At 70.1% G+C, this 11,983-nt stretch carries 11 protein-coding genes; 6 read left to right on the forward strand and 5 right to left on the reverse strand.

The features are described from left to right. Window positions 1–1,368: poly(A) polymerase (locus tag VF794_RS09895; RefSeq protein ID WP_331109093.1), on the forward strand; the 1,368-nt coding region annotated here is incomplete at its 5' end. A gap of 61 nt (window positions 1,369–1,429) precedes the next feature. On the opposite strand, the gene VF794_RS09900 is transcribed toward VF794_RS09895, so the two are convergent. The 3 genes from VF794_RS09900 to VF794_RS09910 form a co-directional block, all read right to left on the reverse strand. Next, a complete protein-coding gene (locus VF794_RS09900; RefSeq protein ID WP_331109095.1) occupies window positions 1,430–2,653 on the reverse strand; it encodes a DNA polymerase IV in 1,224 nt (407 codons plus the stop codon). A gap of 73 nt (window positions 2,654–2,726) precedes the next feature. Beyond that, a complete protein-coding gene (locus VF794_RS09905; protein ID WP_331109097.1) occupies window positions 2,727–3,680 on the reverse strand; it encodes an RluA family pseudouridine synthase in 954 nt (317 codons plus the stop codon). After that, window positions 3,677–4,840 (reverse strand): serine/threonine-protein kinase, encoded by a 1,164-nt coding sequence (locus tag VF794_RS09910; protein WP_331109112.1) that lies wholly within the window; start codon window positions 4,838–4,840, stop codon window positions 3,677–3,679. The genes VF794_RS09905 and VF794_RS09910 overlap by 4 nt, the downstream gene beginning before the upstream one ends. Window positions 4,841–5,151: 311 nt before the next feature. Here VF794_RS09910 and VF794_RS09915 point away from each other — a divergent pair, with 311 nt between their 5' ends. The 5 genes from VF794_RS09915 to tsaB all read left to right on the forward strand — a co-directional run bounded on the left by VF794_RS09915 (window position 5,152) and on the right by tsaB (window position 9,661). Then, a complete protein-coding gene (locus VF794_RS09915) occupies window positions 5,152–5,949 on the forward strand; it encodes an isoprenyl transferase (protein ID WP_331109099.1) in 798 nt (265 codons plus the stop codon). Next, a complete protein-coding gene (locus VF794_RS09920) occupies window positions 5,946–6,773 on the forward strand; it encodes a phosphatidate cytidylyltransferase (RefSeq protein ID WP_331109100.1) in 828 nt (275 codons plus the stop codon). The genes VF794_RS09915 and VF794_RS09920 overlap by 4 nt, the downstream gene beginning before the upstream one ends. A gap of 82 nt (window positions 6,774–6,855) precedes the next feature. Continuing rightward, window positions 6,856–8,490 carry an RIP metalloprotease RseP gene (gene rseP, locus VF794_RS09925; protein ID WP_331109102.1) on the forward strand — a complete coding sequence of 545 codons (1,635 nt, stop codon included), beginning with the start codon at window positions 6,856–6,858 and terminating at the stop codon, window positions 8,488–8,490. Between the two features lie 10 nt (window positions 8,491–8,500). Then, window positions 8,501–8,917, forward strand: coding sequence for a septal ring lytic transglycosylase RlpA family protein (locus tag VF794_RS09930; RefSeq protein WP_331109104.1), 417 nt, complete (start codon window positions 8,501–8,503; stop codon window positions 8,915–8,917). A 9-nt stretch (window positions 8,918–8,926) separates the two neighbouring features. Beyond that, window positions 8,927–9,661, forward strand: coding sequence for a tRNA (adenosine(37)-N6)-threonylcarbamoyltransferase complex dimerization subunit type 1 TsaB (tsaB, locus tag VF794_RS09935; RefSeq protein WP_331109106.1), 735 nt, complete (start codon window positions 8,927–8,929; stop codon window positions 9,659–9,661). A gap of 4 nt (window positions 9,662–9,665) precedes the next feature. Here tsaB and VF794_RS09940 read toward each other — a convergent pair whose 3' ends face one another. Beyond that, window positions 9,666–11,561 carry a methyl-accepting chemotaxis protein gene (locus VF794_RS09940; RefSeq protein WP_331109108.1) on the reverse strand — a complete coding sequence of 632 codons (1,896 nt, stop codon included), beginning with the start codon at window positions 11,559–11,561 and terminating at the stop codon, window positions 9,666–9,668. A gap of 4 nt (window positions 11,562–11,565) precedes the next feature. Continuing rightward, the coding region (locus tag VF794_RS09945) for a hypothetical protein (RefSeq protein ID WP_331109110.1) at window positions 11,566–11,983 on the reverse strand (418 nt) is incomplete at its 5' end.

Consider the following 11,983-nt stretch of genomic DNA (forward strand, 5'->3'; position numbering starts at 1 on the left):
GGCGAGGTGCGCGCCATCTTCCGCAACTGCCGCCTCATCGGCCGGCGCTTCCGGCTCGCCCACATCTACTTCAAGGGCGGGAAGATCATCGAGGTCTCCACCTTCCGCGCCAACCCCACCGAGCTCGACGCCTCCAACGTCGAGGGCCCCGAGAACGGTGAAGCCGGGGAGAATGGCGAGGAGGCGGGCAACGAGGCCGAGGAGTCCCAGAATCCGGACCTCCTCATCACCCACGACAACGTCTTCGGCACCGCCGAGCAGGACGCCCGCCGCCGCGATTTCACCATCAACGGCCTCTTCTACGACATTTCGGAAGAGGGCGGCGGCCAGGTCATCGACTACGTGCGGGGCCGGCGCGACCTCGACGAGCGCTACATCCGGACCATCGGCGACCCCGAGATCCGCATGCGCGAGGACCCCGTCCGCATCCTCCGCGCCGTGCGCTTCGCCTCCAAGCTGGGCCTGGACATCGAGTCGCGCACCTACGCCGCCATGGAAGGCGCCGTCGAGGACCTGCCTCGCTGCGCCCCCGCCCGGCTCCTGGAGGAGACCTTCCGCCTCATCCGTGGCGGGGTGGCCGCCCCCAGCCTCCGGCTGCTCGCCGCCCTGGACGCGGTGAAGCTCCTCCTGCCCCCCGTGGCCGCCTACTTCAAGGAGAACGGTCGCCGCGGTCAGGAGTCCTTCTATGCCTATGCCGAGGCGCTCGACCGGCGTGTCGCTTCCGGGGAGCCGCTGGACGACGCCATCCTGCTCGCCGCGCTGCTCGTCCCCATCGCCGAGGCGGGCCCCATCATCGAGCCGCAGGATCCCGCTGGCCGTCCCTCCGTGGCCCAGGCCATCGAGGACCTGCTCGCCGAGTTCGTCCAGACCGCGCGCCTGCCGCGTCGCATCGCCGAGCGCTGCCGGCTGCTCCTCATCGCCCAGCGTACCCTCACCGGCGAGCGCCGCCGCCGCACCGGGGCCTTCCGCCGCCACCCGCTCTTCAACGACGCGCTGATCGTCTTCGAGATCTCCGTCGAGGCCTCCGGCAAGCACCGCGAGGCGCTGGAGGCGTGGAAGCGCGGGGAGTTGCCTCCCCTGAAGTCCTCCGAGGGCAGCGCCCCCGCGAGCGAAGGCCCGCGCAAGCGCAAGCGCCGTCGGCGTCGCGGGGGTCGGAAGGTCGGGGCGGCGGGGGAGGGTGCTTCCTCCGCGGCGGCTCCGGCCGGGGCGAGTGCCTCTGGTGGCGAGGCCACGGACTCGGGGGAGTCCGACTCCGAGTCCGACTCCGACGCTGATTCCGAGTCCGACTCCGGGGAGGAGTCCGATTTCGGGCCCGAGTCCGGTGGTGATTTCGGCTCCGACCCGGATTCCGAGTCCGACCAGGGCTGACAGGCGCGACCCGGGGGGCGAGAGACCCTCACCCCCGTCCCCTCTCCCGGAGGGCGAGGGTTCAGTTGGGACGTCTGGGTTTTCGGGGGCGCTCCGGTTCGTCGGCCTCCGGCTCGTCGCTGTCGCTCCCCGCGATGTCCGCCGGCATCACCGCCTTCGAGCCGAAGCGCTCCGCGATCTTGTCCAGTGCCGCGTTCAGCTTGTCGCTCCGCTTCGGCTTCTCCGGCTCCGTGAACAGCCCGAGCTGTCTGGCCCCGCCGCTCTCCGTGCCCAGTTCCTGCATGGACACCCCCGTCAGCCGCACTGGCTTGTCCTCGTGGGCCTTCTCCAGCAGCTCCCGCGCCACCCGGTAGAGCGTCTGCCCGTCATCCGTCGGCGAGGGCAGGGTGAGCCGCCGGGTGATCAGCGTGAAGTCCGAGAACTTCAACTTGAGCTGCACCACCCGGCCCTTCACTCCGGCCTTCCTCAGGCGGCGGCCCACCCGGAGCGCCTGCGCGTGCACGTGGGGGCTCAGTGCCTCCATTCCCGACAGGTCCTCGTCGAAGGTGTCCTCCGCCCCCACGCTCTTGGCCTCGCGGTCCGGGACCACCTCGCGAGGGTCGATGCCATGGGCCAGCTCCCACAGGTGGCGCCCGCTGGTGCCCCACCGGGCCTCCATCCACGCCACGTCCCGCTTCGCCACGTCGCCGATCGTCTCCAGCCCCGAGCGCTTCAGCGCCTCCTCCGTCTTCGGCCCCACGCCCCACAGTCTTCCCACCGGCAGCCCCGCGAGGAACGCCACCGTCTCCTCCGCACGCACCTCCCGCTGACCGTTCGGCTTCGCCACGTCCGAGGCGATCTTCGCCACGAACTTCACCGAGGCGATCCCCGCCGACGACGGCAGGCTCGTCTCCACGGAGATCTCCTTGCGGATCCGCCGCGCCATGTCCGCCGGCGCTCCGAACAGGCCCACCGACGCCGTCACGTCCAGGAAGGCCTCGTCCAGCGACAGCGGCTCTATCAGCGGCGTGTACCGCTCGAAGATGGAGAACACCTGCTCGCTCGCCTCGCTGTACGCGCTGAACCGGGGCTTCACCACCAGCGCGTGCGGCGCCATCTTCATCGCCCGAGCCATGGGCATCGCGCTGCGCACCCCGTACTTGCGCACCTCGTACGAGGCCGCCACCACCACGCCGCGCCGGACGTCCCCGCCGACAATCAACGGCTTGCCCCGCAGCTCCGGGTTGTCCCGCTGCTCCACCGACGCATAGAAGGCGTCCATGTCCACGTGGATGATGGCTCGCATGGCTGAGCTCATTCTATGGGACCCCTCTGACGTTCGAGCCATGGGCAGCGGCCCACGCGGCTCGTCATCAAGGTCATGGGCGAGGAGCGCCCGACGGGACAGGCAGGGCGTGGCGCTCGAGGACCTCCAGCAACTCTCGGGGCAGGGGGCTCTCCACGTGCACCCGCTGCTTCGTCACCGGGTGCGTCAGTCCCAGCGCCTTCGCATGCAGGAAGAAGCGGCCCAGGCCCGGCTCCTCGCGGCCTCCATACAGCGTGTCTCCCACCAGCGGGGCTCCCACCGCCGCCAGGTGCGCGCGAACCTGGTGCAGCACTCCCGTGAAGATGCGCACCTCCACCAGGCTGTATTCCCCCGAGCGCTCCAGCACCCGGAACTCCGAGTGAGCGTCCCGCGCTCCCTCGCCTCCGTCCAACGCTGGCTCCACCCGGTCCGGGTGCCTCGGGTGGTGGCGCAGCGGCAGGTCGATCTCTCCCTCGTCCGCCAGCGGCCCCGTCACCAGCGCCCAGTAGCGCTTGTCCACCTCGCGCCCGCCGAACGCCTCGCGCACCGCCGTCCACGCCTCGCGCGTCCGCGCCGCCACCATCACCCCGGACGTCTCGATGTCCAGCCGATGGCACAGCCCGCCCTCGCGCTCGTCCTCCGAGGCCTCCGCGCACTCCGGATGGCGCGCCACCAGCGCGTTCGCCACCGTCCCCGTCTCTCCCGGCTGCAACGGGTGGGAGGGCCGGCCCGCGGGCTTGTCCACGAAGACCAGCACCTCGTCCTCGTGCAGCACCGCCAGCGCCGCCTCCGGCTCTGGCACCACCTCGCGCCGCTCCTCCGGCACCACCACCGTGAGCCGCTGCCCGGCCGCCACCAGCAGGCCCTTCTTCGCCGCCCGGCCGTCCACCTTCACCGCGCCGGACTCGAAGAGCTTCTTCAGCTTCGCCCGCGACAGTCCCAGGGCCTCTCCAATGAAGAGGTCCACCCGCTGTCCCGCCTTGCCTTCCTCCACCACCAGCGTGTGCGTCGTTCCGGTCGTGCTCACTCGGCGAGTGCCTCGTACACTTCCTCCGCCGTCTGGAACCGGTCGTCCGGCTCCTTTCGGATGAGGCGATGGGCCACCCGGGCCAACTGCGGATCTCCCCTCTGGTTGATGGCCAGCAGGGGCGGGGGCTCGGTTTCCAGCACCTTGTGCCACAAGTCCACCGGGGACTTCGCATCAAAAGGGGGCCGACCGCTCATCAGCTCGTAGAGGATGACGCCCAGGCTATAGAGGTCCGCCCGTCCGTCCAGGGGCTCGCCCAATATCTGCTCCGGCGGCATGTAGCGGAACGTCCCCACCATGCGCCCGTCCAGCGTCATCCCCGTGTCGTCCGCCAGGAACTTCGCCAGGCCGAAGTCCATCAGCCGCACCTGGCGGTCCTCGTCCACCATGATGTTGGAGGGCTTCAGGTCCCGGTGCACCAGCCCGTGCGCGTGGATGTAGGCCAGTGCGTCGCACACCTGGAGCAGCGAGTCCTTCAACCGGCACACCCGCTCCGGCCGGTTCAGCTCCTCCAGCCGCGCCGCCGACTCGCGCTTCACCGGCTCCGCTCCCGGCCCCGCCACGTCGTACGGCAGCTCGAAGTCCAGGGGGTTCAGCTCCTCGGAGTCCGTGCCCAGCCAGGGGTCCATCGGCACCGGCAGCACCGCCGCCGAGCCGGACGTCCCGAAGCGCAGCGAGCCCATGTCGTCGCTCGGCGACTCCTCGTTGTAGGCCGAGATGTCGAAGAACAGGGGCCCCGCGTCGTCCGAGCCCGCCTCCCCGCTCCTCATGGCCCTCTCCGCCGAGACCCCGCCCCCGGAGCGCTGGAACAGACCCGAGCCCGAGGATGAGCTCGTCGCCGACTCCAGCTCCTGGCTCCGCAGCGTCAGGTAGTCCCGCAGCGTCAGCCCCTCGATGAGTTCCATGACGAGGTAGGGCGAGCTCTGGTAGACGCCCGTGTCGTACACCTTCACGACATTGGGGTGGGACAGGTCCACCAGCGTCTCGAACTCGCGCACCAATCGCTTCGCGGCCCGAGAGTCCATGGCTGGGCCGCCCGACAGCAACTTGACGGCCACCGCTTCGTTCGTCCGGCCATCCAGCGCCCGGTACACGGTCCCGATGCCTCCACTGCCGAGCGTCTCGAGGACGCGATAGGGACCGATGACCTTGGGACGCATCAAGTCGGAGATCCTAGATACCCTGTTGCGTCGGGGTCAAACTCCCTCGGGATGCAGCGGGGTGTCCATTGCCGAGCACCGGAGGGGCTCGAGGCCCGAGACTCCGGACACCCCCTATTTCCACTCCTCATGGAGTCGGATAGCTGCGATGGGGTAGGTTTGAGACTCACTGCCCTGGAATGGCGAGCGGGGATGCGATTCGGGCCAGGTGCCGTTCCCCCCGCGGCGGCGACCGCTCGGATGGGCGGGACGACCGCTCCTTCACGCGCCCGTGGACGTAGCCCGGTGGGGCCTCTATCTTGCGCAGCCTCATGGAACGCCCTGTGTCACCTCCTTCTCTCACTGCCCTCGAGCGACTCGTGCAGGAACGGCCCCTACCGCGCCACGTGGGGATCATCATGGACGGCAACGGGCGGTGGGCGGAGATGCGCGGCCTGCCTCGCGAGGAGGGCCACCGCGAGGGGTCCGCCAGTGTTCGCGAGGTGACTCGCTGTGCCCGGCGCGTGGGGGTGGAAGCCCTCACCCTCTATGCCTTCTCCTCGCAGAACTGGGCCCGCCCCGCCGAGGAGGTCGCCGCGCTGATGGACCTGCTGCGCGAGTACCTCGAGAGCGAGCGCACGGAGATCCTCGAGAACGGCATCCGCCTCAACGCCATTGGCGAGGTGGACAAGCTGCCGCGCTTCGTGAAGGAGCCGCTGGACCGGCTGCGGGCGGACTCGGCGCACAACACCGGCATGGTGCTGACGCTGGCGCTCTCCTACGGCGGGCGCGAGGAGCTGGTGCAGGCCGCGCGCCGGGTGGCCGAGGCCGCCAGCAAGGGCGAGCTGTCGCCCGCGCAGTTGGACACCAAGGGCTTCGAGTCGTACCTGTGGACGAACGGCCTGCCGCAGCTGGACCTGGTGGTGCGCACCAGCGGCGAGCAGCGCATCTCCAACTTCCTCCTCTGGCAGATGGCGTACGCGGAGCTTTGCTTCAGCGACGTCCTCTGGCCGGACTTCCGGACCGAAGCCTTCCTGCGCTGTCTGGCGCAGTACCAGCACCGCGAGCGGCGCTTCGGCCTTACTTCCGCGCAGTTGAAGCGGGAGGACTCCCAGCGGGCCAAGGCGTGAACGAGAAGAACAAGAACCTCGTCATCCGGAGTGTCTCGGCGCTCATTTTGCTGCCGGTCGTCCTCGTGCTGCTCTTCCTGGGGGGCCCGTACAGCGCGGGCCTGCTCGGCGTGGCCGCGGCCATCTGCGCCAGCGAGTATTACCTCATCACCCAGAAGGAGCTGTCCCCGGCGGCCTGGGTGGGCATGGTGCTGGCCGGTCTGCTGCCCTTCCTGCCCCTGCGCGATCCGTCGCGCACCGGGGAGGGGGCCTTCTGGGTGACGGCCTTCTTCCTCTTCTTCGCCTTCACCTACCACCTCATCCGGGGGCCGCTTCAGGAGGGGCCCACGCGCGTGGCGCACCTGGTGATGGGCTTCCTCTACGGCTCGGTGGGGCTCACCGCGCTGTCCGCCCTTCGACTGATGCCGGATGGAATGGCCTGGGTCATCGCCGCGCTCGTCATCACCTGGGCCAACGACACCGCCGCCTACTTCGCCGGCCGCTTCCTGGGACGCCACAAGCTGTACCCGGCCGTCAGCCCCAACAAGACCTGGGAGGGCTTCGTGGGCGGCCTCGTGGGCTCGGTGGGCGGCATGTTCATCGCCCGGGCCTTCTTCTTCCCCGTCTTCACCGTGGCCGACTGCCTGCTGCTCGGGCTGTTCGGCGGCATCCTCGGGCCCATCGGGGACCTGTGCGAGTCCATGCTCAAGCGGGCCTACGGGGTGAAGGATTCCGGTCGCGTCATCCCCGGGCACGGCGGCATCCTGGACCGCATCGACGCGCTGCTCTTCAACGCGCCCCTGGTGTTCGTCTACGTCACGTTCGCCCGCGGGTTGCTGTCGTAACAGCCGCCGATTGTCCGGTCGGCAGGACTGCGGGCCCCGTTGCGCATTGTCGGACATGGGGCCCACGGTTAGTGTTGGGCCCATGCTTCAAGGTCCCGGTCTGTTCATCCTCCTGCTCGGCGTGCTCGTGACCGTCCACGAGCTGGGCCACTTCCTGCTGGCCAAGGCCTGCGGGGTGAAGGTCATCCGCTTCTCCGTTGGTTTCGGGCCGAAGCTGTTCGGCTTCACCAAGGGTGAAACGGAGTACCAGGTGGCCCTGCTGCCACTGGGCGGCTACGTGAAGATGGCCGGGGACTCGCCCCACGAGGAGCTGAGCCCCGAGGACGCCTCGCGGGGCTTCCTCAACGCCGCGCCCTGGAAGCGCGCCCTCATCGTGGTGGCCGGGCCCCTCTTCAACCTCGTCTTCCCCATCCTCGTCTACTTCTTCGTGTTCGTGGGCCCGCACGAGGCCACCTCCACGAAGGTGGGCTTCGTGGACCCGGCCATGCCCGCGGCCGCCGCCGGCATCCGCGCGGGAGACCGCATCGTCGCCGTGGAGGGCGAGCAGGTGCGGACCTTCGAGGAACTGCGCGACGCCTTCGTCGGTCGCTTCGAGCGCCCCATCCCCCTCACCGTCGAGCGGGATGGCAAGACGTTCCCCACCCAGGTGACGCCGCGCAAGATTGTCGAGTCCAATGCAGTGGACTCGGTGGAGCGGGGGCAGATCGGCATCCAGCCCATCCGCAAGCCCGCCGTGGTGGGCGTGGCGCCGGGCTCGGCGGCCGCGCAGGCGGGCCTGAAAAGCTTCGACCGCATCCTGTCCATCAACGGGGTGAACATCCCGGATGAGGCCGCCCTCAACGAGCAGGTGGTGAAGATGGAGGGGCCGCTGGAGGTCACCGTGCAGCGCCTCCAGTCGCTGGAGGCCGGCGCGGTGATGGCACGGGTGCCCTCGGTGACCAAGGTGACGGTGCCGAAGCAGCCGGGCGAGGATGGCTTCTCGGCGCTGGGCGTGGAGCCCTCGGACATGTACGTGGTCGCCGTCACCCCCCAGAGCGCGGCGGACAAGGCCGGCCTCCGGGCGGGGGACAAGCTCCTCTCCTACAACGGCGAGACGCTGCGCTCCTTCAACATCCTCATGGGGGAGCTCAGCAAGTTGAAGGACCAGCCCTTCCAGCTCTCCTGGCGCTCGGCGGGGGATGGGCAGGTGCGCACCCAGACGCTCGCCCAGGCCTCCTTCACCAGCAAGGACGAGTTCGGCCAGGAGTCCTCCGCGCTCGTGCTGGGCATCCGGCCCTGGTTGCCCTCCTCGGCGGAGCTGCTCTCCGTGGACACCGTGACGGTGAACCTCGGCCCCCTGGAGGCGCTGCGCGAGGCCGCCATCGTCGTCCCGAAGATCGTCGGGCAGATGGTGAAGGTCATCGCCGGCCTCTTCAGCGGCCAGGTGTCGCCGAAGACGCTGGGGGGGCCGGTGATGATGTACCAGCTCGCCGCCAAGAGCACGGAGCAGGGGTTGGACTACTTCCTCAACCTCATGGCCATCATCTCCATCAACCTGGGAGTGATGAACCTGCTGCCCATTCCCATCCTCGATGGCTTCCACCTGCTCTCCGCCTTCTGGGAGGGCATCCGCCGCCGCCCCATTCCGGTGCGGGTGCGCGAGATGGCCAACGTCGTCGGCCTCATCCTCCTGGTGGCGCTGATGGGCATGGCCTTCTTCAACGACATCACCCGGTGAGCGAGGCGTGATGCGGCGGCTCCTCATGGGCGTGACGGTGGGGCTGGGGTTGTTGGCGGGCTGTGCGCCGCGCGCCACCCGTCCCACGCCCGCTCCCAGGGAGGACCGGGCCCCGGCGCGGGCATACCTGGAGGAGGGGCTCGCCTCCTACTACGGCCCGGGACTCGCTGGCCGGCCCACCGCCAGCGGCGAGAAGTTCAACCCCAAGCACCTCACCGCCGCGCACAAGAAGCTGCCCTTCGGCACGTGCCTCCGGGTGGTGAACATGGAGAACGGGCGCTCGGTGGAGGTGCGCGTCAACGACCGGGGACCCTTCGTCCAAGGGCGCGTGGTGGACGTGTCGCTCGCCGCGGCCAAACAACTCGACATGCTGGACAAGGGGATCGCCCGGGTTCGCCTCTACCGCTGCGCGGACCGGGCGGGGTAGAAGCCTCGCATGTTCCTCGCGCTCGACACCTCCACCCTCACGCTGTCGCTGGCCCTCGTGGAGCGGGAAGGGGAGGGCGTGCGCGTCCTCGAGCACGTGGTGGTGGCGCCGCCGAGGAAGCAGAGCGAGGTGCTGCCCGGCATCGTCGGCGAGCTGCTCGCGCGCCACGGGGTGGCGCTCAAGTCCCTGGAGGGCATGGCCATCGGCCTGGGCCCGGGCTCCTTCACCGGGCTGCGCATCGGCCTGTCCTGCCTGAAGGGGTTGGCGTACGCGGCGGGCTTGAAGGTGGCCGGAGCTTCCTCCCTCGCGGCCGTGGCCCTGGAGGGCCCCGAGGGCCCGCCCCTCTTCGCCCTCGCGGTGGCACGCAAGGATGACCTCTACCTCGGGCGCTACCGGCGCGTGGGCAACACGGTGGAGGCGCTGGGCCCCGAGGAGGCGATGAGCCCGGAGGAGGTGGCCGCGCGACTGGCCGCCGAGCCGGAGGCGCTCGTCCTGGGGCCCGCCGTGTCCGACTACCGCGCCGCGCTGGAGTCCCATGGCGTGGCGCCCGCGCGGCTGCTGGGGGCGCCCTCCTTCCCCTCAGCGGTGGCGCTGGCGCACCTGGTGCGCTTCCCCGAGACGCAGTCACTGGAGGCGCTCTTCGCCCTGGAGCCGCACTACGTGCGCGCCTCCGAGCCCGAGCGCAATCCGAAGTTCCCCCCGCTGCCCGGGCCTCCGCCCACCGCGCGCCTCAAGGAAGACTGAGGCGCTACACCCGGTAGGTGCGCGCCACCGACTCCATGCGCTCGGCCGCCTCGCGCAGCTTGTGCGTGGCCCGGGTGGTGGCCTGGAGTCCCTGCATCGTGTCGTCCATCAGCGAGGACAGGTCCGTCACCGCGGTGAAGATCTGCGAGATGCCCGCGTTCTGCTGGTTCACCGCGACGACGATCTGCCGCGCCGCCCCGGCGTTGTCCCGCACGATGGACGTCAGCGCCCGGAGACTCTCGCCGCTGGCCCGCACCTGCTCGAGCCCCTGCTCCATCTGCTGCTGGCCCTTCTCGGTCATCGTCACCGTGGCCTGGATGGAGTGACGGACGTCGTCGAGGATCTCCCGCACCCGCTCGGTGGAGTCGATGGACTGGTCCGCCAGACTGCGGATCTCCCGGGCCACCACGGAGAAGCCCTTGCCGTGCTCGCCCGAGCGCACGGCCTCGATGGCCGCGTTGAGCGCCAGCATGTTCGACTGATCCGCCAGATCCTTCACCGCCTGGGCGATGTCGCCAATCTGCTGGGTGCGCTCGCCGAGGGAGGCGATGTTGGCGGCCAGTCGGCCCACCTTCGTGTGCAACTCCTGGAGGCCCTCGTGGCTGGCGGCCACCTTCGCCTCGCCCGCGAGGCCCACCTCCTCGGCCCGGGCCGCCACCTCCAGCACGGACTGTGAGCGATCCGCCGCCATCTGCGAGGTCTGCCGGATCTCCTGCGCGGTGACCTGCGTCTCCTGGAGGGCGGCCGCCTGGCGCGAGAGGTTGCGCTCCTGCTCCTCGGCCGCCTGGTTCAGCTCGGCCACGGCCTCGGTGAGCACGCGCGTGCCCTGCTGGAGGCTGGACGTGGTGTCGCGCAGGTGGTCCATCATTCGCGAGAAGGCCTTGGCCAGCTCCCCCACCTCGTCCTGGGAGTGCACCTCCACCCGGTGGGAGAAGTCCCCCTCCTGGATGACGCGCGTCACCACCTCGCTCAAGGCGGTGATGGGGCGGGCGATGCCTCGCGCCAGCCACCACGCGCCCACGACGGTCAGCGCCAGGAAGAGGGTGAGCAGCCCGAAGGCGATCGTCGCCGCCTGCCTCATGGGGGCGTAGACCTCGGCCGCGTCCACCCGCGCCACGAAGTGCCAGCCGTCTCCCACGTCCTGCACGTCCGTGCCGTTGATGGCTTCCTCGGAGACGGGCCGGGAGAGGGGAGGAGCATCGGCGGGGCGCGAGTCGAAGATGAGAGAGCCATCCGCGCGCCGCACCTCCAGGGAGAAGCTGCCCTGCGAGCGCTGATGGGCCCGCTGCATCGAGGCCCTCACCACGTCACCCACCTGGCTCCAGTTGTACGCGGCGAGCAGCACGCCGATGCGGGCACCGCTCAGCGGGCTGAGCACGGGCGCGGCCAGCGGCATCACCCGCCGGCCGAAGGCGGAGTCCTTTTCGGAGGAGAGCGCGTCGGTGAAGCGCCCCTCGCGCGCCGCCTGGTACCAGGCGGACTGACTCACCTCGCGCTCGCGGCCCTGGAAGGTCTTGAGCAGCGCTCCCGAGCTGGCGGAGACGGCGCGGCCCTGCTCGTCGAAGAGGACGAAACCGCTGATGGAGGGATGGCGCTTCACCAGCCCCGCGAGCACCACGTCGCTCTTGTCGTAGGTGTCGAAGAGCAGCGCCCCGCGCAGGATGGCGTCCTCGGACCAGCCGCGCACGTTCGCCTCGCGCTCGGCGAGGGTCCGCTCCACCAGGTCCTTGAGGCCCTCGGCCTCTACTCGCAGCGTGGCGTGGATCTGCCGCGACAGCGTGCGCCGGGTGAAGGCGAGGCCCAGCACCGTGAATGACAGGAGGAACAGGGCCGACAGCAGGACCACGGAGAGGGTGATGCGGCCCCGCAGCTTGAGGCCACCCAGGAAGGAGAGGTTCATGGTTTCAGAGTTCGAGCAGGGAGAGGGACACGGTGAGGGCGCCGATGGCCCGGGCTCCGTCCTTCACCGGGAGGGACACCTGGACGACGTAGGACTGGGAGGAGTCGTCGAAGAAGGGCTTCTCGCGTAGCTCCCCACCCCGGCCCCCGTTGAACGCCTTGAGCCACTTCGCCTCGTCGCCCTGCCAGTAGTCCGAGGTGCGCCGCGTGGCGCCCACCAGCGCGCCCTGGTTGTCCATGATGAGGACCTCGGCCGCGACCCGGCCGAGGCGGTCGCGGTGGCGATAGAGCGCCCGTGCGCATGCGTTGCCCACCATCTTGCGCTTCATGGGGGTGAGGGCCGGGGTCCCGCTCCACTCCTCGTCCAGCTTCTGGAGGGTGTCCCGGGGGACACGCTGGGCGTTCTGCCGCTTCACCTCGCGT

The sequence above is a fragment of the Archangium sp. genome, from assembly GCF_036389735.1.
Classification (GTDB): Bacteria; Myxococcota; Myxococcia; order Myxococcales; family Myxococcaceae; genus Archangium.

Coding starts and splice junctions, on each gene's coding strand:
- VF794_RS09900 (WP_331109095.1), bottom strand. CDS start 2,653: ATGCGAGCCATCATCCACGTGGACATGGACGCCTTCTATGCGTCGGTG.
- VF794_RS09910 (WP_331109112.1), bottom strand. CDS start 4,840: ATGCGTCCCAAGGTCATCGGTCCCTATCGCGTCCTCGAGACGCTCGGC.
- VF794_RS09915 (WP_331109099.1), top strand. CDS start 5,152: ATGGAACGCCCTGTGTCACCTCCTTCTCTCACTGCCCTCGAGCGACTC.
- rseP (WP_331109102.1), top strand. CDS start 6,856: ATGCTTCAAGGTCCCGGTCTGTTCATCCTCCTGCTCGGCGTGCTCGTG.
- VF794_RS09930 (WP_331109104.1), top strand. CDS start 8,501: ATGCGGCGGCTCCTCATGGGCGTGACGGTGGGGCTGGGGTTGTTGGCG.
- tsaB (WP_331109106.1), top strand. CDS start 8,927: ATGTTCCTCGCGCTCGACACCTCCACCCTCACGCTGTCGCTGGCCCTC.
- VF794_RS09940 (WP_331109108.1), bottom strand. CDS start 11,561: ATGAACCTCTCCTTCCTGGGTGGCCTCAAGCTGCGGGGCCGCATCACC.